Raw genomic sequence first — 21,748 nt, forward strand, 5'->3', positions numbered from 1 at the left:
CTCGGCGAGATCGAGCCGTCGTGTCCCGCCCGCGACGAGCGGGACACGACGGCGTGGTCGATCAGTAGCAGTCGATCAGTAGCGGTCGACGGTGGGCGGGCTCGGCAGCGGGTAGCCCGACGCGCCGACGGTGTCGTTGAACGCCTGCTCCCAGGCACCGCTGGTCACCATCTCTTCGATGGCGTCGTTGATCTTGTTGCGTCCGTCGGTGTCGTCCTTGTTCAGGCCGATGCCGTAGTTCTCCGTGGTGAAGGGCTCACCGACCACCTTGAACTGACCGGGGGACTGAGCGGCGTAACCGGCAAGGATGATGTCGTCGGTGGTGACGGCGTCCACGGTGCCGTTGCGCAGTGCTTCGACGCAGGCGGAGTAGGTGTCGAACGGCTGAAGCTGGACTCCCGGGTACTCGTCGGCGATGTTCTGTGCCGGGGTGGAACCGGTGACCGAGCACAGCTTCTTGCCCTCGAGTGAATCGGGACCGGTGATGTCGGTGTTGTCCTGCTTCACCAGGAGCGACTGACCTGCCACGAAGTACGGTCCGGCGAAGCCGACCTTCTCCTTGCGGGTGTCGGTGATGGAGTAGGTGGCGACGATGTAGTCGACCTCACCGTTCTGGATCAGCGTCTCGCGCTGCGCGGACGGGGATTCCTTGAATTCGATGTTCGCCTCGTCGACACCGAGCTTGCCTGCGACGTACTTGGCCACCTCGACGTCGAAGCCGCTGAACGAGCCGTCCGGATTGCGGAGGCCGAGGCCCGGCTGGTCGAACTTGATGCCGACGATGAGGCTGCCGTTCTCGGCGCTGCTCGAGATGGTGCGCGCTTCTTCGCCGCCGCCACAGGCGGTGGCGACGATGGACAGAGCGGCGATGGCGACACCGAGGCGAAGCGGTCGGGTGATTCTCACAGTGAATGTCCTTCGGATAGGTCGTACGTACGGGGACGAGCGGTGAATCTGATCAGTGACCCAGGATCTTGCCGAGGAAGTCCTTGGCGCGTTCGGACTTCGGGGACTTGAAGAAGGTTTCGGGATCGGTGTCCTCGACTACGGCACCGTCGGCCATGAAGATGACTCGGTCGCCTGCCTTGCGGGCGAAGCCCATCTCGTGGGTGACGACGAGCATTGTCATGCCCTCCTTGGCCAGCGAGGTCATGACGTCGAGTACCTCGTTGACCATCTCCGGATCCAGGGCCGAGGTGGGCTCGTCGAAGAGCATCACTTTGGGGTTCATGGCGAGTGAGCGGGCGATGGCCACGCGCTGTTGCTGACCACCCGACAGCTGAGCCGGGTACTTGTCTGCCTGGTTGGCGATGCCGACGCGTTCGAGCAGAGCCAGTGCGCTCTTCTCGGCCTCGTCCTTCTTGAGCTTTCTCACCTTCATCGGTGCCAGCATGACGTTCTGCAGAATGGTCTTGTGTGCGAAGAGGTTGAACGACTGGAACACCATGCCGACATCCGCACGCAGTGCAGCGAGGGCCTTGCCCTCGGCGGGGAGTAGATCCCCGTCGACCTCGATGGCCCCGGAATCGATCGGCTCCAACCGGTTGATCGTCCGGCACAGCGTCGACTTGCCGGATCCGGACGGACCCACGACGATGACGACCTGGCCGGCCGGCACTTCGAGATTGATGTCCTTGAGTACGTGCAGATCACCGAAGTGCTTGTCGACGGATTTGAGCGAGATCATCGAAGGGGCGCCCGGCGGTGGTGTCGCTGCCGGGGCGTCGGTGGCGTGCGTCATAGGTGGAAACCCTATGCGTAGTTTCCTCGCCGACCGGCGTTTTCGCCCGCAGTCTTCGATTATGTAATGGAAACTTTACTGTCGGCACGCATAGCGCCTGCACAGTCCGCGGAGGGCCCCGTGACCCCGGCGTGTCCGCCCGTGCGATGGACGTACCCTGAAGAGGTGCAAACGAGTGTTCTTTCGACCGTGGACGTGACCGATCGCGGGAGCGTCGACCCCGAGACGGCCAGTGCCCCATCGGCGGCAGGTGCCCGCAGCTACGAGGTGCGCACACACGGCTGCCAGATGAACGTTCATGATTCCGAACGCCTGTCCGGGCTGCTCGAAGAGGCCGGTTACGTGCCCGCCGACGCCGGTACCGACCCAGATCTCGTGGTGTTCAACACGTGCGCTGTACGTGAGAACGCGGACAACAAGCTGTACGGAAACCTCGGCATGCTCCGGCCTGCGAAGACGCGAAACCCCAACATGCAGATTGCCGTCGGCGGTTGCCTGGCACAGAAGGACCGCAACACCGTCGTGGACAGGGCTCCGTGGGTGGACGTGGTCTTCGGTACGCACAACATCGGGTCGCTGCCGGTACTGCTCGAGCGCGCCCGGCACAACGAGCAGGCTCAGGTCGAGATACTCGAGTCTCTGGACGCCTTCCCGTCCACCCTGCCGGCCAAGCGGGAGTCCGCGTACGCCGGCTGGGTATCGATTTCGGTGGGCTGCAACAACACCTGCACGTTCTGCATCGTTCCGGCGCTGCGCGGCAAGGAGATCGACCGCAGGCCGGGCGACATCCTTGCCGAGGTACAGGCTTTGGTGGACCAGGGCGTGCTCGAGGTGACGCTGCTGGGGCAGAACGTCAACGCCTACGGTGCCTCGTTCGCCGACCCCGATCTGCCTCGCGACCGTGGGGCGTTCGCCGCGCTGCTGACCGCGTGCGGATCCATCGAAGGACTCGAGCGAGTGCGGTTCACGTCTCCGCATCCGGCCGAGTTCACCGACGACGTCATCGAGGCGATGGCATCGACCCCGAACATCTGTCCCACTCTGCACATGCCGCTGCAGTCCGGCTCGGACCGAATCCTCAAGGCGATGCGCAGGTCCTATCGACAGACGAAGTTCATGGGCATCATCGACAAGGTTCGCGCGGCCATGCCGCACGCGGCGATCACCACCGACATCATCGTCGGTTTCCCCGGCGAGACCGAAGAAGATTTCGAGCAGACGCTCGAGGTGGTGCGGCGTGCGAAGTTCGCCAACGCGTACACCTTCCAGTACTCCAAACGCCCGGGCACCCCGGCGGCCGACATGCCCGATCAGGTACCGAAAGAGGTTGTACAGGAACGGTATCTGCGGTTGATCGCGTTGCAGGAGGAGATCGTCCTGGCCGCGAATCAGGCCCTGATCGGCACCGAGGCCGAATTGCTCGTCGCCACCGGTGAGGGGCGCAAGAACAACGCAACTCATCGGATGAGCGGACGCGCCAGGGACGGCCGACTGGTGCACTTCGCCGTCGACGCCGAGCGGGCGGGCGACATTCGCCCGGGCGACGTCGTCACGACGACCCTGACCGCCGCGGCCCCCTACCACCTGATCGCCGACGCCGGAGTGCTGACGCACCGACGGACCGCGGCAGGCGACGCCCACGAACGCGGCATCATGCCGAAGACGGCCCCGATCGGGGTCGGTCTCGGACTTCCCTCGATCGGTGCCCCGGCACCGCTTCCGGTTCAGACAGGATGCACCGTATGACAGACACAGATGGACCCGATCGCGTCGTACCCTCGCGAACCGCCGAGGAACTCGGACGAACCGAGCGGGCGGTGATGACCGAGCTGGATCCGGGAGCGCGAGCCATGGTCGTGGCCGGGCTGGTGCTGGTCCTGTTGGTCACGTTCGCGTTGCCGCACACCGGATCGGCCACCGGCTTCGACGTGCTGACGGGCAGCGACGCAGCAGCCGCGGAATCGATTGCCCTGCCGTCGCGCGTTTTCGTCGTGCTGGTGCTGACGTTCGGTGTGGTGATGTCGGTGCTCGCGCTGGTCACCCGCGTCTGGGCGCTGGCCTGGGCCGCCCTCGCCGGGTGTGCGGTGTCGTCGGTGTACGGGATGCTCTCGATCTGGACGCGGCAGACCGTGCCGGACAACCTGCAGGGCGGCGGACCGGGCATCGGTCTCGTCATTGCGTGGATCGCGGTGATGGTGCTGACGTTCCATTGGCTCAAAGCCGTATGGAACAAGACCAACTCTCAGCTCGCCGCTCAGGAACAGCGCCGTATCGCGGCGGCGTCGGGCGAGCAGAAGCTACGCCTGTGGGACGGCCACTCGAACCCCTGAGTTCGTGTGGCCGCCCGCACTGCAGGTCACAACTCGTCGACGGCACTTTCCGCGGCATCGGCCCATTCACGCCACTGCTGGGCCTGCGCACGCGCCCGTTCGGCGTCCTTGGTCTTGCCTGCCGCCGTCGCCTTGGCCGCTTGATCCTCGAACTGGGCCACTCGCTCACGGAACTGAGCCGCGCGGGCAACCGCCTCGGGGTCGGACCGACGCCACTGAGACTCCACGGCGTCGTGGACGGTCTTCTCGATCGCGCGGAGCTTGCCTTCGAGTTCCTGCATCTTCTCGCGCGGAACCTTGCCGATGGCGTCCCACTTGTCCTGCAGATCACGCAGCGCCGCACGAGCAGCGTCGAGGTCCTTGCTCGGATCGATATGTGTCTTCGCCAACAATGCTTCCTTGGCCTCGGCGTTGGCCTCGAATTCCGCGTCGCGCTCCGACGCCGCGGCGTTGCGTGCCGCGAAGAACACGTCCTGGGCGGCCTTGAAGTTCTTCCACAATGCGTCGTCGGCGTCCCGCGGAGCTCGGCCCGACGCTTTCCACTCCACCAACAGGTCTCGGAATGCGGCTGCAGTGGGACCCCAATCGGTGGACGAGGACAACGCTTTTGCGCGCTCGACCAGCTCTTCCTTGCGGGTCTTGGCTGCTCCTCGCTCCCGATCGAGATCGGCGAAATGCGCACCACGACGCCGGTTGAAGTTCTCCCTGGCCTTCGAGTACCGCTTCCACAGCGCATCGTCGATCTTTCGATCCACCCCGCGGATCGTCTTCCATTCGTCCAGAATTTCGCGCAGCCGATCCCCGGCATGCTTCCACTGCGTCGATTCACTGCCGATCTGCTCGGCCTCGGCGGCGAGGGCTTCCTTACGGGCAGTGTGCTCGGCGCGTTCGAGCTCTTTCTCCTGCTTGGCGACCGCCGCTGCTGCGTCGGAGTGCTCGACGACGGCGTGGAGTCGGCGAGCCAGCAGATCGAGGTCGCCGATCACCGCAGCCGTCGGCAGGCTCTCCAGCAGCGCCGAGGCCGCAGCCTTGGTTTTCTTGGCATCACCGGTACCCGACGTCAGTCGGGCTTCGAGCAGTCCGACCTCGGTGGCCAGATCGTCGTAGCGCCGCCCGAAATGCGCGAGGCCTTCCGCTGCGTCGCCCGCTTGCCAGGAGCCGACCTGACGCTCGCCGTCCGAGGTGCTCACCCACGCGGTGCCGTCGTCGTCGACCCGGCCGTACTTACTCGGATCGCTCGCCGTCGCGACCACGGTGGGCACATGCGCGGCCGTCGGGTGTGGCTTGGCTGCCGAGGAGCCACCGGGGCGGGGTGCGCCGGGACGAGGAGAAGCAGAACTCGGTCCGCCGGGCTTCGGTCCGCCGCCGGGCTTGGGGCCGCCGCCGGGCTTGGGTCCTCCGGTCGGAGGTGTACCGGTCGCGTCACCGCCGGAGTGATCGGCGGGTGCAACCGACGACGGGGCGTCGGGGGTGGTGGGGGTACCGGCGTTCGGGTCGGTCATTGTTCCTCATCTCTGCCGCGCGTCACGGCTGCCTACGATCGCGATCTGGACACCATTGAACTCGGTGACGACCGATCGGACCATTGAAACAGCTCAGACGGTTCGAGGTGGACTCGTCCGGCCAAGTCGCGTCACCGACTAGCGTGATACGTGTGTTCTGTGCCGCGGCCCTGGTGCCCTCTCCGCCGCTACTGGTCCCCGAACTGATGGCCCGGGCAGCCGCCGAGGCAACCGAGCTTCGGGCCGCTGCTGTCTCTGCCGTCGAGCAGCTGTCCTCGGTGGCCGACCGGTGGCTGGCGGTCGGAGTCGACGACGGCGAGGGGCGTTACGACGAGACGACGGTCGGCACCATGCGTGGGTACGGCGTCGATGTCGAGGTGCGGCTGTCCGGCTCGCCGGCACGGTCCGGGCCGGACCCCGAGTTGCCGCTGGCGGTTCTCCTCGCCGGCTGGCTGCGCGGTGCAGCGGCGGCCGACGGGGCCATCGAGGTCCGCACGGTACCCGCGGACGCGAGCGCGCAGTGGTGCTCGCAGACCGGGGAGGAACTGCGCCGCGAACTCGACATGTTGGACGGCAGGTGGGGAGTGTTGGTGCTGGCAGACGGCGCGAACACCCTCACCCCGAAGGCGCCGGGGTCGTTCGATTCGCGTGCCGCGGACGTGCAGCGTCACATCGACGATGCTCTCGCCACCGCCGACGTCGACGCCCTCGCAGAGCTCGACGAGGGCCTGTGCGCAGCCATCGGCGTGCGGGGCCGACCGGCCTGGCAGATGCTCGCAGCACTCGCGGGAACCGACGCCGTGTCGACGACCGAGCTGTATCGGGGCGCACCGTTCGGTGTCGGATACTTCGTCGGAGTCTGGTCCCGTGGCTGACGGAACCGACGCGACTGTCGGAAATTCGGCCACGACACCGGTGGCGGTGATCGGACCGACTGCTGCAGGCAAGTCGGATCTGGCGCTGGACCTGGCCGAGGAGCTGGGCGGGGAGATCGTCAACATCGACGCGATGCAGCAGTACCGGGGGATGGACATCGGTACCGCGAAACTGGCCGTATCGGAGCGCCGGGGCATCGCGCACCATCAGCTCGATGTGCTCGAGGTCACCGACATCGCGACGGTGGCGCGTTACCAATCGGCTGCCGTCGCCGACGTCGAGAACATCCGATCGCGTGGCCGTCGGCCGATCATCGTGGGCGGTTCGATGATGTACGTCCAATCACTGCTCGACGAATGGGCCTTTCCCGCCACGGACCCGGTAGTCCGAGCCAAATGGGAGGCGGTGCTCGAACGCGACGGAGTCGACGCGATCCACCGAGCCCTCACGGAGGTCGATCCGGACGCTGCCGCGTCGATCCTCCCCACGGACGGACGGCGAATGGTGCGGGCCTTGGAAGTGGTCGAATTGACCGGTCGGCCGTTCGCGGCCTCGGCCCCCGTCATCGGTGAACCACGTTGGGGCACGGTGGTGCTCGGCGTCGATCGTGACACTGCGGAGTTGGACGAGAGGATCGATCTGCGTACTCGGCGCATGTTCGATTCCGGGTTGCTCGACGAGGTCGAAGGGTTGCTGGAGCTCGGCCTGCGCGACGGGGTGACGGCGTCACGGGCGATCGGATACGCCCAGGCGCTCGATGTGCTGGCCGGGGAGTACGACGTCGACCATGCGCGGGAGCGGACGTTCATCGGCACCAGGCGTTATGTGCGCCGCCAGCGGTCGTGGTTCCGCCGCGACGAACGAGTGCGGTGGCTCGACGGCGCATCGCCCACCCTGCGGTCGGATGCGCTGTCCGCGATCGAACTCGGCTAGGTCGGTCCCCGTAGACTCGCCGACATGGAATTCGCCAAGGGCCACGGAACGCAGAACGATTTCGTCGTGCTGCCGGATCCCGGTGCCGAGCTCGAACTCACCAGGTCGGCGGTCACGGTGCTGTGTGATCGACGGCAGGGGATCGGCGCCGACGGGATACTGCGTGTCGCGCGCGCCGGGGTGCTGCGGGACGCGGGTGTGCTCGATCGAATCCCGGCCGGTGTCGAGGTCGACGACTGGTTCATGGACTACCGCAACGGTGACGGCACCATCGCCGAGATGTGCGGAAACGGGGTCCGAGTCTTCGCGCACTACCTGCGAGTCCACGATCTCGAGCAGCGCGATCAATTCGTGGTCGGCTCTCGCGCAGGCGCACGTGCGGTGACGGTGCACTCGTACGACGAGACCGATGCCGACGTGACCGTGGCCATGGGCGACGTCACCCTGCTGGGTTCGAGCGCGACGACCCTTGCCGGTGCAGCGTACGAGGGGATCGGCGTCGATGTCGGCAACCCGCATCTGGCCTGCGTCGATCCCGCGCTGAACCGCACCGCGTTGCGAGCATTGGACTTCACGGCTCCGCCGACTCTCGATACCGAGTTCTTCCCCCACGGTGCGAACGTCGAGATTCTGACCCGGCTCGACGACGGCGCAGTCGAGATGCGCGTCTTCGAACGCGGCGTCGGAGAGACACGCTCGTGTGGCACCGGAACCGTCGCTGCCGCCGCTGCCGCGCTCAGTTACGAGGGGCTCGAGACCGGAGACGTGAGTGTCGGTGTGCTCGGCGGTCGGGTCCGAGTGGCCATCGACCACGTCGGTGCAACCCTGCGCGGACCGTCGGTACTGCTCGCCCGGGGAGAGGTCGACGACCATTGGTTCGCCGGGCAGTCCTGACCGTCGCGCCGGCTCCGAGCGAAACCCGCGTGCACACGCTGGGCTTTTCGTGGATCATGGGAGTTGTATGACGAACTCACATGAAACATCACCTGCGGGCGAACCGGTCGACCATGATGCCGACGGTTCACCCGATACCGCATCTGCATGGACCCGCGAGGAGTCCGACGCATGGTCGAGGCGGATGGCGCGCTCACCCCTCGACGACGACTCCCCGTCCTCGGGCGATATGCAACTCGAGGAGCGGACTGCGCTGCGACGAGTCGCCGGACTGTCGACCGAGCTCGCCGACGTCACCGAGGTCGAGTACCGGCAGTTGCGCCTCGAACGCGTCGTACTGGTCGGAGTATGGACCACCGGTACCGCGGCACAGGCCGAATCCAGCATGACCGAACTGGCCGCGCTCGCCGAGACTGCAGGCTCCGAAGTACTCGAGGCGCTGATGCAGCGCCGGGACAAACCCGACGCGGCAACCTACATCGGCTCGGGCAAAGCCAAGGAACTGCGCGACATCGTGCTCGCGACCGGGGCCGATACCGTGATCTGCGACGGCGAACTGACGCCCGCCCAGCTCAATGCGCTGGAAAAGGTCGTCAAGGTCAAGGTCATCGATCGAACCGCACTGATCCTCGACATCTTCGCGCAGCACGCGACGTCACGAGAAGGCAAGGCACAGGTTGCCTTCGCCCAGATGGAATACATGTTGCCCAGGCTCCGCGGCTGGGGTGAATCCATGTCGCGTCAGGCCGGTGGACGCGCCGGTAGCAACGGCGGCGTGGGTCTTCGTGGACCGGGTGAGACGAAGATCGAGACCGACCGCCGACGCATCCGTGAGCGCATGGCCAAGCTCCGCCGTGAGATCAAAGGCATGAAGCAGGCTCGCGACACCAAACGCGAGCAGCGGCTCAGTGGCACGGTGCCGTCGATCGCGATCGTCGGATACACCAATGCGGGCAAGTCGAGTCTGTTGAACGCGCTGACCGGTTCCGGTGTGCTGGTTCAGAATGCGCTGTTTGCAACCCTCGATCCGACGACCCGGAAGTCGACGCTCGAAGACGGCCGCGCCATCGTGCTGACCGATACCGTCGGATTCGTCCGGCACTTGCCGACCCAGCTGGTCGAGGCCTTCCGCTCCACGCTGGAGGAAGTGACCGACGCCGACCTGTTGCTGCACGTGGTCGACGGTTCCGATCCGCTACCGATCGATCAAATCAAAGCAGTACGCGAAGTGATCACCGAGGTGGTCCGCGAGCAGGACGCGAAGATGCCACCGGAGTTGTTGGTGGTCAACAAGATCGACGCCGCAGATCCGGTCCAGCTGACGCAGTTGCGTGGCCTGCTCGACGGCGCACGATTCGTCTCGGCCAAGACCGGTGAAGGCATCGATGCACTGCGGGATCACCTCGGCGACATTCTGTCCGAGCCCGATGTGTTGGTCGACGTCCTCGTCCCGTACACCCGCGGCGACCTGGTCGCCCGGATCCACACCGACGGCCGAATAGTGCAATCGACGCACGAGGCGGACGGCACGCGCGTCGAAGCTCGTGTGCCGCAATCACTTGCGGCCGCCCTCGTCGAGTTCACCGCGACCGTACCCAGCGCCTGAGTTCGGTGAATCCGCGCGCAGTGGTGCGTGGTGGTGCCGCGGCCGTGGTCGGCACGGCGATCGTGCTGACCTGTGCATCGACCGCCCTGGCCGCGCCGGTCGACGTTGCAACCTACTGTCTACCAACCGATCCCGGACTCGACGAGCTGTCCGGTGCGACGGTGCTCGACGGCACCGTGTACGGGATCGGCGACAGCGGTGCCGATGATCGGGTGGCGGTGCTCGACGCGAATTGTGCGGTGCAGCGCTGGATCGACGTTCCCGTCGACCCGTACGACGTGGAGGACATGGCGTCGTACGACGGCTCACTGTGGTTGGCCGACATCGGCGACAATCAGTTGCGCCGCGACACTGTGGCACTGACGCGAATGGACCCGGAAACAGGCGCGGGCGAGCTGTATCGACTGGCCTACCCCGACGGCGCACACGACGCCGAGACACTGCTCATCGAACCCGGCGGTCGGCCGGTGATCGTCACCAAGGAACTCTCGGGTGTCAGCGGGGTATACGTACCGACCGGAGACGAATCCGTCACCGATCTGAGCAGTCCGGGCCCGACGCCGCTGCGCAAGGTCGGTGAGATGGCTTTCACGGCCACCGGTACGGCCGGTGGGCCGCCGTTCGTGGTCGGCTCGATCCTGGCTACCGGGGGAGCGGTGAGTGCAGACGGATCGACCGCCGTGGTGCGCACGTACACCGATGCGTATGTGTTCCGTCCGCCCGACGGGGACGTCGCGTCGGCGCTGGTCGACCCCACCTCACCCCGAGCCGTTTTCGCGCTACCGGCTCAGCCACAGGGCGAGGCGGCGACGTTCCTGGACGACGGTTCCCTTCTGCTCGCGTCGGAAGCCGGGTTCGGACCGACCGACGGAACGCTGCCGCCCATTCTGAAGATTCCGAACCTGACGTCGGTGGAGCTGTCGACACCATCGTCCGCCGCGGTTGCGCCGGCGTCGCCGACCCGTGATCCTGCTGCTCCTGCGGCACCCGCACAGACGACGACAGCGACGGACTCGGAATGGGAATTCCGAGCTGCCGTCGCTGCCGGGGTGGTGCTGATCGCCGGAGCGGTGGGATTCACCGTCCGGCGATCGATGCGCTCTGGTTAGGCGTCCAGGTCTGCTTCGACGAGTGCTGCAACTTTGTCGAGTGCTGCTTGGTCGTCGCTGGTGACGGTGACTTCGGTGCCCTTGGTGGCGCCGAGGGTCATGATCATCAGCGCCGAACCGGCGTCCACCGGCTCGGAGTCCGCTGTTGCCAGCGTGACGTCGACTCCGGCTTCGGCTACGGCATCGGCGATCAGTGCTGCGGGGCGGGCGTGCAGGCCGATCGAGGATCCGACTGCGACTGTGGTGCTGGGCATGTGCTGCTCCTTGCGTAGTGGGTTCGTTGGATCGTATCGAGCGTCAGACGGTGGCGAGTGCCGGGTCGAGTTCGGCGTCGGTCGGTGCGTTCTTGCCCTTGATGAACTGCTTGGCGGAGACCACCAGGAATGCGGAGACGATGGTGCCCACGGCCAGCGAGACGATGAACCACAGGATGTTTCCGATGGCGAAGAACACGAAAATCCCGCCGTGGGGCGCGCTGAGGGTGACGTTGAAGGCCATGATCATGGCACCGGTGACTGCGCCGCCGGCCATCATCGAGGGGATGACGCGGAACGGATCGGCCGCGGCGAACGGGATGGCGCCCTCGGAGATGAATGCTGCTCCGAGGAACCATGCAGCCTTACCGTTCTCGCGCTCGGCCTCGGTGAACAGACGCGAACGAACGGTCGAGGCCAGTGCCATGGCCAGGGGCGGCACCATTCCGGCCGCCATGACCGCTGCCATGATGCGCAGTGAGGCGGTGTCGGTGACCGACAGGCCTGCAGTGGCGAAGGCGTAGGCCGCCTTGTTGACCGGTCCGCCGAGGTCGAAGCACATCATCAGGCCGAGAATGATGCCGAGGATGATGACCGAGGAACCGCTGAGTCCGTTGAGCCAGTCGGTCAGTCCACTGGTGATCGCGGCGAGCGGCTTGCCGAGCAGCAGGAACATGATCGCGCCGACGATGAGGGTGGCGAACAGCGGGATGATGACAACCGGCATCAGGCCACGCAGAACCGCGGGGATCTTCCACTTGCTGATCCACAGTGCGACGAAGCCGGCGATCAGGCCACCGACGAGACCGCCGATGAAGCCTGCGCCCACCAACACGGCCACTGCGCCGGCGGTGAAACCTGGTGCCAGACCTGGTCTGTCGGCTATGGCATAGGAAATGTAACCGGCCAGCGCGGGCACCAGGAAGCTGAAGGACAGCGCGCCGATCTGGAACAGCACGGCACCGAGGTAGGCGGCGATTCCGCCGTCGGGCAGCGAAGTGATGGAGTTGTTGACGACGATGTCCTCGGCGACATCCTTGATTTCGTACCCACCGAGCAGGAATCCGAGGGCGATCAGGAGTCCACCGGCGGCGACAAACGGAATCATGTAGCTGACACCGGTCAGCAGGATCTGACGCAGGCGGGTGCCCCATCCGAGCTCACCGGCAGAGTCGGTGGAGCCGGCCGCGACAGCGGTGCCGCCGACGCGAGCAGCATCCGGATTGAGAGCTGCGCGGAGCGCTTCGGTGACCATGACGTCGGGCTCGTTGATGGCGCGCTTGACGCCGGAAGAGATGACGGGCTTACCGGCGAATCGCTCACGGCCCTTGACGCCCACGTCGGTGGCGAAGATGACGGCCTCGGCACCGGCGATGAGTGCGGGGTCGAGGGGCGTGCTGCCGCTCGAGCCCTGAGTCTCCACGTGCACCGTGACACCCGCGCGCTCGCCTGCGGCGACGAGTGAATCGGCAGCCATGTAGGTGTGCGCAATTCCGGTGGGGCAGGCGGTGATTGCCACGATGTGCTTGGGCGAGGCGGATGGTGCCGTCTCGGGGGTGGCTGCAGGCGCACTGTGCTTCGCGGTGTCGACCGGCGCAGCTGCAGCGGTTGCGGCAACCGGCTTGGCGGCCGGGTTGATGACTCCGTCGACCAGCGAGACGATCTCGGCGGGCGAGGACGCGTTGCGCAGTGAGGTGACGAATTCGGGCTTGACCAGTGCCCGAGCCAGGCTGGAGAGCAGCTTCATGTGCGCCGAACCGGCTCCGGCCGGTGCAGCGATGAGGAAGACGAGGTCGGCGGGGCCGTCGGGGGCGCCGAAGTCGACCTTGGGGTTCAGGCGGGCGAAGCCGAGCGAGGCGCTCGTGACCGCCTCGGAACGGCAGTGCGGAATTGCGATGCCGCCGGGCAGGCCGGTGGCCGACTGGGCTTCGCGCGCAAGGGCTGCGTCGCGCAGGGCGTCGGTGTCGGTTGCGCGACCCGCGTGGGCCAGCACGCCTGCGAGGCGTTCGATGACGGCAGCTTTGGATTCGCCCAGATCGGCGTCGAGGAGGATCAGATCCTCGGCGATGATCGGCTGATCTTCGGTGGGGGTGGACATGGGGGCTCCTAGAGACGGTTCGAAGAAGGGGAGAGCGTGGACGGGGTGACGGACGTGGAGATGTCGAGCGCGCGAACCGTCACCGAAGTCGGATGGGTCTGCTCGGGCAGGGGAAGCGTGGTGCCTGGAAGTGCGGTGGCTGCCGTTCCGTAGGCGACGGCGCGGCGAAGTTTGTCTGCGTCGGAACAGTTCTCGACGTCGGCCAGAATGTAGCCGGCCAGCGAGGAGTCTCCTGCGCCGACGGTGCTGACGGCCGTGATCGGAGGTGGGCTGGCGTACCAGGCACCGCCCTGGGTGACCAGGACTGCTCCGGCGCTGCCGAGCGTCGCCAGTACGGCACCTACTCCTCGGCCGAGAAGGATCGTCGCGGCGGAAACAGCGGCCGACGGATCACCCTGTGCCGCAGCGCTTTCCAACTCCTCGGAATCGTACCCGGTGAGCTGGGCGAGTTCCTCCGAATTGGGCTTGATCAGGTCGGGTGCCGATTCCGGAAACCGATCTGCGAGAGCGAGCAGCGGCTCGTCGGAGGTGTCCACCGCAACTTTGGCCGTGGTAGCGCGAAGGGCGACAACCAGTTCCGCGTACCACTCGACGGGCAGGCCGGGAGGAAGCGAACCCGACAGCACCACCCACTCGGCATCGACAGCGAGCGTGAGAATCCGGTCTCGCAGCTCGGCGCGTGTCTGCTCCGACACCGTTGCACCCGGCTCGTTGATCTTGGTGGTCGTGCCACCGATTTCGCTGACGGTGATGTTGGTGCGCGCCGGTCCGGACGTCGGAACTGCCGAGTATCGAACGCCTTTGGCGGACATTGCGTCGAGTATTGGATCGCCGACGTTGGCCGGGAGTACGGCCAGCGCCTCTACTCCCGATCCGCCGATGACGCGAGCGACGTTGACGCCCTTGCCGCCCGGGTCGACGGCCGAGGACGACGCCCGGTGCACGCCGCCGCGGGTCAGCGGCGTCTCGAGCGTGACCGTGCGGTCCATGCTCGGATTGGCCGTGAGCGTGACCATCATGCGATCACCACCTCGATTCCTTTGTTGCTGAGTTGTTTACGGTCTTCGTTCGAGATGTCGCTGTCGGTGACGATGACGTCGATGGTGTCTACTCGGGCGAAACTCACCAGGTGCTCGCGGCCGATCTTCGACGAATCTGCCAGCACGACAACATGGTTCGCGGCGTCGACCATGGCGCGCTTGACCGCGGCTTCGTCGCTGTCGGGGGTGGACAGTCCGTGTCCGACGCTGATGGCGTTGGTTCCGATGAACGCAACGTCCACCCGTAGCCATTCGAGGGCGCGCAGTGCCTCGTCGCCCACAGCGGCCTGTGTCGTTCCTCGAACACGCCCGCCGAGCAATCGAAGACTGATGCTCGGCATGGTTGCGGCCCGGGCTGCGATCGGTACGGAGTTGGTGACCATGGTGAGTTCGCGATCGTGCGGTAGCAGTCCCGCCAGGCGGCCGGTGGTGGTGCCCGCATCGAAGACGGCGCTGCCGCCGACGGGTGGGAGGAACGACAATGCAGCCGCTGCGATCGCGTCCTTCTGGTCTGCGCGGGTGAATTCCCGCTCCGAAACGCCCGGCTCGAGTGTGGTCAGCGCCGAGGCGGGTACTGCTCCACCGTGCACGCGGCGTACCACTCCGAGTCGATCGAGGGTGGCCAGATCGCGTCGCACGGTCTCTGTGGTGACGCCGTAGTTGGCGGCCAGGTCGTTGACGGAGACGCGTCCTTGCGTGCTGATCAGCTCAGCGATGGCGTGCTGTCTTTCTTCTGCGTACACCTGCGTCTCCTTCCCGGTTGATGTTGCTTTATGTTGTTTTACGCCCGTGTGTGTTGACATGTCAAGGGTTTGGAGTAATCTCGGTCACAACATCATCGGGAAGCCAGGTGCGGCACACTCATCTGACATCCGGGACGACAGACGTACACGCAGGATCCGAGGAGGACCACATGACGGGATCGGTCAGCACCGCATCGACCGGACACACCGATGCAACACCTGCTGCAGATGGGACGTCGTCGATCGGAGCGGAGTCCACGACACTGCGCGGCACACCGGTCGTGCCCGGAGTCGGCTACGGACCCGTCATCCGTCCCGGGGCACGTCCGGCCATCCCGGCAGACACCGGTGAGGTGGCCGAATCCGATCGGGAGTCCGAGAAGGCTGTGTTCGATGCAGCGGCGAACGCCGTCGCCACTCGATTGCGCGGACGCGCAGAGCTGGCGACGGGAGCCGCTTCGGAGGTGCTGTCGGCCAACGCCGCGATGGCAACCGACCGCGGATGGCTCGGTGCCGCTCGCGCCTCGATCGCCAAGGGCAACACCGCCGTCACCGCCACTGCTGCCGCGACCGAGAAGTTCGCCGTCATGTTCACCCAGCTCGGCGGATTGATGGCCGAACGAGTGACCGATCTGCGCGACATTCGCGATCGCGTCATCGCCGAAATTCTCGGTGTGCCCGAGCCGGGTGTTCCCGTGCCGGCCGAACCGTCGGTACTGTTCGCCGACGACCTGGCACCCGCCGACACCGCGGGCCTCGACCCCACCCTCATCGTCGGCCTCGCCACCTCACTGGGCGGCCCGACCAGTCACACCGCGATCATCGCGCGGCAGCTGGGGATTCCCTGCATCGTGGCCGTCGCAGGCCTCGACGACATCGCCGCCGGCACGCATGCATCCGTGGACGGAACCAGTGGACGCATCGAACTGGAACCGGATGCCGACACCGCCCGCGCAGCAGTCGTCTCGGCCAGGGACGAATTGGACCGAGTGTCTCGGTGGACCGGGCCGGGCGCGACCTCCGACGGACATTCCATCGATATCCTCGCCAACGTCCAGGACGGTGCCGGTGCCCGCGCAGCGCGCTCCAGCGCAGCCGACGGGGTGGGGTTGTTCCGCACCGAACTGTGCTTTCTGGACCGCGATTCCGAACCGACCGTCGACGAGCAAGCCGAGATCTACGGCCAGGTCCTCGACGCCTTTGCAGGTAAGAAGGTCGTCGTCCGCACCCTGGACGCCGGCTCGGACAAACCACTTCGCTTCGCCAACCACCCCGACGAGGCCAATCCGGCGCTCGGCATCCGCGGTATCCGTATCGCCGAAGCCGACCGCGGCATTCTGTACCGCCAGCTCGACGGCATCGCCGCGGCAGCCAAGGCGACCGATTCGTCCCCGTGGGTGATGGCACCGATGATCGCCACCGCGCAGGAAGCACAGGACTTCGCCGCGGATGTGCGCGAACGCGGACTGACCCCGGGCGTCATGATCGAGATTCCCGCTGCCGCTCTGCTCGCCGAGCACATCCTCGAGCACGTGGACTTTCTGTCCATCGGTACCAACGACCTGGCTCAGTACACGATGGCCGCCGACAGGATGTCGGCCCAGCTGGCCGGTCTGACCGATCCGTGGCAACCGGCCGTGCTCGCACTGGTGGCGCACACGGCCGCGGCCGGCGCGAAGGTGGGCAAGCCCGTCGGTGTCTGCGGCGAAGCTGCCGCCGACCCCCTGCTGGCCTGTGTGCTGGTAGGAATGGGCATCACGTCGTTGTCCGCGGCCTCCGCCGCCGTCGCCCACGTCGGGTCCAAGTTGGCGACCGTGACCCTCGATCAGTGCAAGGCCGCTGCTGCCGCTGCACTGAAGACCGACAGCACCGCCGCAGCCCGTGAGGCAGTGAGCGCGATCCTCGGGTGACGCAATAGTCTTCTCCCATCATGAGAACTATGGGTTGGACGCTGCACGGAAACGGACGAACCGTCGACGCAGGGGCGGTGGTCGCACCGGACGAACGGTTGTCGTGGCCACGCACTGTCGGCATCGGGATGCAGCACGTCGTCGCGATGTTCGGGGCCACACTGTTGGTTCCGACCATCACCGGTTTCCCGGTCTCGACGACGCTGCTGTTCTCGGGCATCGGCACCGCGCTGTTCCTGATCATCACGCGCGGGCGGGTACCGAGCTACCTCGGGTCGTCGTTCGCCTTCCTGGCCCCGCTCGGTGCGACCGCAGCAGACGGACCCGCCGCGCAGCTCGGTGCCGTTCTGTGTGTCGGCGTCGTGTTGGCTGCGATCGGCTTCGTCGTGAAGTTCGCCGGAGCGCGAGTGCTCGACGCAGCGATGCCGCCAGTCGTCACCGGTGCGGTGGTCGTGTTGATCGGGCTGAATCTGGCCCCTGCCGCGACGACCTCGTTCGAAGCGCAACCGCTCGTCGCGGCCGTCACCCTGGTGGCGATTCTCCTCGCGACGGCCGTCGGTCCCGGTCTGGTGGGTCGGCTCGGAATCCTGCTCGGTGTCGTCGTGGGCTGGGTATTCGCTGCCGTCACCGGCGGTATCGCGCAACCACGACTCGATGCTCTGAGCGCCGCGAGCTGGATCGGGTTACCCGAGTTCCGTGGCCCGTCCTTCCAGCTGTCGGTGATTCTGGTGGCGCTGCCGGTGGTGATCGTCCTCGTCGCCGAGAACGTCGGACACGTCAAAGCCGTCGCGGCGATGACCGGAAAGAACCTCGACGATGTTGCCGGTGACGCTCTGATCGCCGATGGGTTGGCGACCACCCTCGCCGGTGCGGCCGGTGGATCGGGAACCACCACGTACGCGGAGAACATCGGCGTCATGGCCGCCACCCGCGTGTACTCGACCGCTGCGTACTGGGTTGCCGCGATCACCGCGATCGTGTTGGCGTTCTCGCCCAAGTTCGGTGCGCTGATCTTCACCGTCCCGGACGGTGTCATCGGTGGAGCGACACTTGTGCTCTACGGACTCATCGGACTGCTCGGCGTTCGAATCTGGACCGACGCCAAGGTGGATTTCACCGATCCGGTGAACCTCACCGTCGTCGCCGCCGCACTCGTCGCCGGAATCGGCGACCTGACGCTCTCCGTCGGATCGGTCGAACTCGGTGGTATCGCGTGGGGATCGCTGGGCATCCTCGTGGGATACCCGATCGTCTCGGCGTTGGCCCGAGGGAGAACGACTCGACGTCGCTAGCAGGGGCGGTCACGGATCGCGCACGTTTTGGTCATCGACCCTCGGTGCACCGCGAACGTACTGTTGAACCGTGACGTCAGTCGCACCGACGACCGCGCTGTGACACCCCTTTCTCGCGGTCGACGACGGTGCGCACCGAACAAGGAGACCCGCGTGGAACGCACACTTTTCGAGCCCGAGCACGAGCTGTTCCGGGAGTCGTACCGGAAGTTTCTCGAACAGCACGTAGCCCCCAATCACGCGAAGTGGGAAGAGCAGAACATCGTCGACCGCGGCGTCTGGGTAGAGGCCGGCAAGCAGGGCTTCCTCGGGACTGCCGCACCGGAGGAGTTCGGCGGCGGCGGCGTCAAGGACTTCCGCTACAACGCCATCGTCACCGAGGAAACCACCCGCGGCGGCTACAGCGGCATCGGCTTCACTCTGCACAACGACGTCGTCGCGCCGTACTTCATCGAGTTGGCCAACGACGAGCAGAAGCAGCGGTGGCTGCCCGGATTCTGCTCCGGTGAGCTGATCACCGCGATCGCCATGACCGAGCCGGGTACCGGTAGCGACCTGCAGGGCATCAAGACCAAGGCCGTTCGGGACGGCGACGACTGGGTACTGAACGGCTCGAAGACGTTCATCACCAACGGCATCAATGCCGATCTGATCATTGTCGTAGCGTGCACCGACCCCGAGAAAGGTGCCCAGGGCTTCAGCCTGTTGGTCGTAGAGCGCGACATGCCCGGATTCGAGCGTGGCCGCAACCTCGACAAGATCGGCATGAAGGCCCAGGACACCGCGGAACTCAGCTTCACCGACGTTCGGGTTCCCGCAGCCAACCTGCTCGGCGAAGAAGGCATGGGCTTCATCTACCTGATGCAGAACTTGCCTCAGGAGCGGCTCTCGATTGCCGTCGTCGCCGCTGCAGCCATGGAATCGGCACTGGAGATGACCATTCAGTACTGCCGTGACCGCAAGGCATTCGGTAAGTCGATCGGAAAGTTCCAGAACACGCGATTCGTGTTGGCGGAACTCGCTACCGAAACCACCGCCACCCGCATCATGGTCGACAAATTCATCGAACTGCTCAACGACGGCAAGTTGACCGTGCAGGAAGCTGCCATGGCCAAGTGGTGGACCACCGAGAACCAGGTCAAGCTCATCGACCGGTGCCTTCAGCTGCACGGTGGGTACGGCTACATGAAGGAGTACCCGATTGCCAAGGCGTACATGGATTCTCGGGTACAGACCATCTACGGCGGCACCACGGAGATCATGAAGGAGATCATCGGTCGCGGACTGAATCTCTGATTCTTTCCATCGTTCAGGACCGACGAGAAGGGCCGCAGCATCTGTGCTGCGGCCCTTCTTCGTTGTGTCCGAACAGAGTTCAGAGCTTGCGCATCACGGTGACGACCTTGCCGAGAATGGCGGCATTGTTGCCCGGGATCGGCTCGAACAGTGGGTTGTGCGGCATGAGCCACACCTCACCCTTGGAACGCTTGAACGTCTTGACCGTGGCCTCACCCTCGATCATCGCCGCGACGATGTCGCCGTTGTCGGCCACGGACTGTTGACGCACCACCACCCAGTCACCGTCGCAGATCGCCGCGTCGATCATGGACTCGCCGACGACCTTGAGCAAGAACAGCGATCCCTGACCGACCAACTCGCGGGGGAGCGGGAACACGTCCTCGACGGCTTCCTCCGCCAGAATCGGACCACCCGCGGCGATCCGTCCGAGAACCGGCACGAACGTCGGCGTCGGCAACCGATCCTGCTCGTCGGACGCTGCCGAACCGTCCACCGCTGCCGCGGCCTGATCGGCCTGCACCTCGTCCAGTCCGCGGACGTCCACAGCGCGAGGGCGGTTGGCGTCGCGCCGCAGGAACCCCTTGCGTTCGAGGGTGCGAAGCTGATGTGCGACGGACGACGTCGACGTCAGGCCCACGGCATCGCCGATCTCTCGAATGCTGGGTGGGTATCCGCGCTCGGTGACCGAGGCCCGGATGACCTCCAACACCTTCCGTTGCCGCTCGGTGAGCCCTGCACTGATGTCGGTGCCCACCTCCATGGCCTTCGGGGTCGGCTCGGCAGCCGGCTTTGCGGCTGCAGCCTTGCCGACCGTCGAGGATCCGGCTCGCGTGGAACCAGCTTTCGTGGAACCCGTCGTACTGGAACCGGTGATGGACCTCGTCGAGGTCTCGTCCTTCATGCTGTCGGCCTCCTGCTGATGCGGCTGGATTCGGTCTACGCGGTATCGATCCACGCGGACTGGAGTTGATGATGTCGACTCGTGTGGCGTGTGGTTTCTGACACGAATCTAGCGTGTATCAGCTGTTGAATCAAACATCTGTTCGACTCGTGTCGCGTTTTCTACAGACTTTGTCGGAGGCGCGTGATAGAACTTCGAACAAGCGTCCATCGAACGCCTGATCGAACAATCGATCCAACGAGCGAAGACGAGGTTCCGATGACCATCACCACCGATCGTCCCACCACTGCCGGTATGCGTTCGCGATCCGGTGTCGTCGAGCGTCGTCGGCGCTCGCGGCCCGTGCTGCAGAATCACGCGCGTCGGACGCAGAACGGCCCGTGCTTGCCTGTCGTGGACGAGTCCTGGACCGACGTCACCGATCGCGAGATGGCGGATCGAGACTTCGACGACACCTCGGCCCATTTCGCGAGCCAGACCGTGCGCCCACGCTCTCTCGTTCTGTGGATGTTGGCTGTGGTCGTCGTGGCCGGCGGTCTGATCGGCATCGCGAATCTGAGCGCGACCACACCCGACGCGGCCACCCAGCCCGCCGGCGCGGTCATGGTTCACGACGGAGCGCTCGTCGAGTACGCACCCAGCAGATGACCACCGGCACCATGGTGCCCAGCGTGGCTGAGTATCCTCGAAGACTGCCCCGACGCGCACGTTCGTCGTCGGAGTATCGGCTACGACGGAGGCTCCCTCATGCATTGCCCGTTCTGCAGGCACCCCGACTCACGCGTGGTGGATTCGCGTGAAATGGACGAGGGTCAGGCAATACGGCGACGCCGGTCCTGCCCCGAGTGCGGTCGACGTTTCACCACCGTGGAGGCTGCCGTGCTCGCCGTCGTGAAACGCAGTGGTGTGACCGAGCCGTTCAGTCGGGAGAAGGTCGTCAAAGGAGTTCGTCGCGCCTGCCAGGGCAGAGACGTCGACAACGACGCGCTGAACCTACTGGCTCAGCAGGTCGAAGACAATATTCGCGCGGCCGGTTCGGCCGAGATTCCCAGCAACGAAGTGGGCCTGGCCATTCTCGGACCGCTACGCGATCTCGACGAAGTGGCCTACCTTCGTTTCGCATCGGTCTACCGCTCGTTCAGTTCGGCAGAGGACTTCGAGAAGGAAATTCACGAACTCCGCAAACATCGAGAGTCCGCCGACGTCGAGTGAACCGCGGG

General features: G+C 65.8%; 20 protein-coding genes. 12 read left to right on the forward strand and 8 right to left on the reverse strand.

The genetic code is table 11. The features are described from left to right. Positions 1-75: 75 nt before the first annotated feature. Both K414_RS0115925 and K414_RS0115930 read right to left on the reverse strand, forming a co-directional pair. Positions 76-906 carry a glutamate ABC transporter substrate-binding protein gene (locus K414_RS0115925; RefSeq protein WP_027496838.1) on the reverse strand — a complete coding sequence of 277 codons (831 nt, stop codon included), beginning with the start codon at positions 904-906 and terminating at the stop codon, positions 76-78. Between the two features lie 52 nt (positions 907-958). Further along, positions 959-1,687 (reverse strand): amino acid ABC transporter ATP-binding protein, encoded by a 729-nt coding sequence (locus tag K414_RS0115930; RefSeq protein WP_174557262.1) that lies wholly within the window; start codon positions 1,685-1,687, stop codon positions 959-961. 249 nt (positions 1,688-1,936) lie between these two features. Here K414_RS0115930 and miaB point away from each other — a divergent pair, with 249 nt between their 5' ends. After that, positions 1,937-3,487, forward strand: coding sequence for a tRNA (N6-isopentenyl adenosine(37)-C2)-methylthiotransferase MiaB (gene miaB / locus K414_RS0115935; RefSeq protein WP_081701705.1), 1,551 nt, complete (start codon positions 1,937-1,939; stop codon positions 3,485-3,487). Further along, the gene (locus tag K414_RS0115940) at positions 3,484-4,071 is read left to right on the forward strand and encodes a hypothetical protein (RefSeq protein WP_027496841.1); all 588 of its coding nucleotides are present in this window, start codon (positions 3,484-3,486) and stop codon (positions 4,069-4,071) included. The genes miaB and K414_RS0115940 overlap by 4 nt, the downstream gene beginning before the upstream one ends. Positions 4,072-4,097: 26 nt before the next feature. On the opposite strand, the gene K414_RS0115945 is transcribed toward K414_RS0115940, so the two are convergent. After that, a complete protein-coding gene (locus tag K414_RS0115945; RefSeq protein WP_027496842.1) occupies positions 4,098-5,573 on the reverse strand; it encodes a DUF349 domain-containing protein in 1,476 nt (491 codons plus the stop codon). A 152-nt stretch (positions 5,574-5,725) separates the two neighbouring features. Between K414_RS0115945 and K414_RS0115950 the strand changes: the two genes are divergently transcribed. The 5 genes from K414_RS0115950 (at position 5,726) to K414_RS0115970 (ending at position 10,991) form a co-directional block, all read left to right on the forward strand. Beyond that, entirely contained in the window at positions 5,726-6,448 is a 723-nt protein-coding gene (locus K414_RS0115950) for a class III extradiol dioxygenase subunit B-like domain-containing protein (protein ID WP_027496843.1), read from the forward strand. After that, entirely contained in the window at positions 6,441-7,382 is a 942-nt protein-coding gene (gene miaA, locus K414_RS0115955; protein ID WP_051365136.1) for a tRNA (adenosine(37)-N6)-dimethylallyltransferase MiaA, read from the forward strand. Before K414_RS0115950 ends, miaA begins: the two co-directional genes overlap by 8 nt. A 24-nt stretch (positions 7,383-7,406) precedes the next feature. Then, the gene (gene dapF / locus K414_RS0115960; protein WP_027496845.1) at positions 7,407-8,276 is read left to right on the forward strand and encodes a diaminopimelate epimerase; all 870 of its coding nucleotides are present in this window, start codon (positions 7,407-7,409) and stop codon (positions 8,274-8,276) included. 184 nt (positions 8,277-8,460) lie between these two features. Then, positions 8,461-9,882 (forward strand): GTPase HflX, encoded by a 1,422-nt coding sequence (gene hflX, locus K414_RS0115965; RefSeq protein ID WP_051365137.1) that lies wholly within the window; start codon positions 8,461-8,463, stop codon positions 9,880-9,882. Positions 9,883-9,887: 5 nt separating this feature from the next. Continuing rightward, positions 9,888-10,991, forward strand: coding sequence for a hypothetical protein (locus tag K414_RS0115970; RefSeq protein ID WP_027496847.1), 1,104 nt, complete (start codon positions 9,888-9,890; stop codon positions 10,989-10,991). Here the strand turns inward: K414_RS0115970 and K414_RS0115975 are convergent. The 4 genes from K414_RS0115975 to K414_RS0115990 are packed head-to-tail and all read right to left on the reverse strand — an operon-like array spanning position 10,988 to position 15,126. Continuing rightward, positions 10,988-11,245, reverse strand: a complete 258-nt coding sequence (locus K414_RS0115975; protein WP_027496848.1) for an HPr family phosphocarrier protein — start codon at positions 11,243-11,245, stop codon at positions 10,988-10,990. The two genes, K414_RS0115970 and K414_RS0115975, sit on opposite strands and share 4 nt — an antisense overlap. 43 nt (positions 11,246-11,288) lie before the next feature. Further along, positions 11,289-13,343 (reverse strand): fructose-specific PTS transporter subunit EIIC, encoded by a 2,055-nt coding sequence (locus K414_RS0115980; protein ID WP_027496849.1) that lies wholly within the window; start codon positions 13,341-13,343, stop codon positions 11,289-11,291. A gap of 8 nt (positions 13,344-13,351) precedes the next feature. Beyond that, positions 13,352-14,362, reverse strand: coding sequence for a 1-phosphofructokinase family hexose kinase (locus K414_RS0115985; protein WP_027496850.1), 1,011 nt, complete (start codon positions 14,360-14,362; stop codon positions 13,352-13,354). After that, positions 14,359-15,126 (reverse strand): DeoR/GlpR family DNA-binding transcription regulator, encoded by a 768-nt coding sequence (locus K414_RS0115990; protein ID WP_027496851.1) that lies wholly within the window; start codon positions 15,124-15,126, stop codon positions 14,359-14,361. The genes K414_RS0115985 and K414_RS0115990 overlap by 4 nt, the downstream gene beginning before the upstream one ends. Positions 15,127-15,296: 170 nt before the next feature. Here K414_RS0115990 and ptsP point away from each other — a divergent pair, with 170 nt between their 5' ends. The 3 genes from ptsP (at position 15,297) to K414_RS0116005 (ending at position 19,624) form a co-directional block, all read left to right on the forward strand. Continuing rightward, a complete protein-coding gene (gene ptsP, locus K414_RS0115995; protein WP_237606194.1) occupies positions 15,297-17,036 on the forward strand; it encodes a phosphoenolpyruvate--protein phosphotransferase in 1,740 nt (579 codons plus the stop codon). A 20-nt stretch (positions 17,037-17,056) separates the two neighbouring features. Continuing rightward, the gene (locus tag K414_RS0116000; protein ID WP_032400221.1) at positions 17,057-18,328 is read left to right on the forward strand and encodes a solute carrier family 23 protein; all 1,272 of its coding nucleotides are present in this window, start codon (positions 17,057-17,059) and stop codon (positions 18,326-18,328) included. Positions 18,329-18,481: 153 nt separating this feature from the next. Continuing rightward, positions 18,482-19,624, forward strand: coding sequence for an acyl-CoA dehydrogenase family protein (locus K414_RS0116005; RefSeq protein ID WP_027496854.1), 1,143 nt, complete (start codon positions 18,482-18,484; stop codon positions 19,622-19,624). Between the two features lie 79 nt (positions 19,625-19,703). On the opposite strand, the gene lexA is transcribed toward K414_RS0116005, so the two are convergent. Next, on the reverse strand, positions 19,704-20,387 hold the full coding sequence (lexA, locus tag K414_RS0116010; RefSeq protein ID WP_027496855.1) for a transcriptional repressor LexA: 684 nt from the start codon (positions 20,385-20,387) through the stop codon (positions 19,704-19,706). 399 nt (positions 20,388-20,786) lie between these two features. On the opposite strand from lexA, the gene K414_RS0116015 reads away from it, so the two are divergent. Then, positions 20,787-21,176, forward strand: a complete 390-nt coding sequence (locus tag K414_RS0116015; RefSeq protein WP_027496856.1) for a hypothetical protein — start codon at positions 20,787-20,789, stop codon at positions 21,174-21,176. Between the two features lie 99 nt (positions 21,177-21,275). Then, entirely contained in the window at positions 21,276-21,740 is a 465-nt protein-coding gene (nrdR, locus tag K414_RS0116020) for a transcriptional regulator NrdR (RefSeq protein WP_027496857.1), read from the forward strand. The last annotated feature ends 8 nt before the right edge of the window (positions 21,741-21,748 follow it).

It is taken from the genome of Rhodococcus sp. JG-3 (assembly GCF_000482405.1).
In the GTDB taxonomy this organism is placed as follows: domain Bacteria; phylum Actinomycetota; class Actinomycetes; order Mycobacteriales; family Mycobacteriaceae; genus Rhodococcoides; species Rhodococcoides fascians.

Bases quoted from the DNA above. Each gene is read 5' to 3' on its own strand.
- K414_RS0115930 (WP_174557262.1), bottom strand. From the start codon at position 1,687: ATGATCTCGCTCAAATCCGTCGACAAGCACTTCGGTGATCTGCACGTA.
- K414_RS0115940 (WP_027496841.1), top strand. From the start codon at position 3,484: ATGACAGACACAGATGGACCCGATCGCGTCGTACCCTCGCGAACCGCC.
- K414_RS0115945 (WP_027496842.1), bottom strand. From the start codon at position 5,573: ATGACCGACCCGAACGCCGGTACCCCCACCACCCCCGACGCCCCGTCG.
- dapF (WP_027496845.1), top strand. From the start codon at position 7,407: ATGGAATTCGCCAAGGGCCACGGAACGCAGAACGATTTCGTCGTGCTG.
- hflX (WP_051365137.1), top strand. From the start codon at position 8,461: ATGGCGCGCTCACCCCTCGACGACGACTCCCCGTCCTCGGGCGATATG.
- K414_RS0115975 (WP_027496848.1), bottom strand. From the start codon at position 11,245: ATGCCCAGCACCACAGTCGCAGTCGGATCCTCGATCGGCCTGCACGCC.
- K414_RS0115980 (WP_027496849.1), bottom strand. From the start codon at position 13,343: ATGTCCACCCCCACCGAAGATCAGCCGATCATCGCCGAGGATCTGATC.
- K414_RS0115985 (WP_027496850.1), bottom strand. From the start codon at position 14,362: ATGATGGTCACGCTCACGGCCAATCCGAGCATGGACCGCACGGTCACG.
- ptsP (WP_237606194.1), top strand. From the start codon at position 15,297: ATGACGGGATCGGTCAGCACCGCATCGACCGGACACACCGATGCAACA.
- K414_RS0116000 (WP_032400221.1), top strand. From the start codon at position 17,057: ATGAGAACTATGGGTTGGACGCTGCACGGAAACGGACGAACCGTCGAC.
- lexA (WP_027496855.1), bottom strand. From the start codon at position 20,387: ATGGAGGTGGGCACCGACATCAGTGCAGGGCTCACCGAGCGGCAACGG.
- K414_RS0116015 (WP_027496856.1), top strand. From the start codon at position 20,787: ATGACCATCACCACCGATCGTCCCACCACTGCCGGTATGCGTTCGCGA.
- nrdR (WP_027496857.1), top strand. From the start codon at position 21,276: ATGCATTGCCCGTTCTGCAGGCACCCCGACTCACGCGTGGTGGATTCG.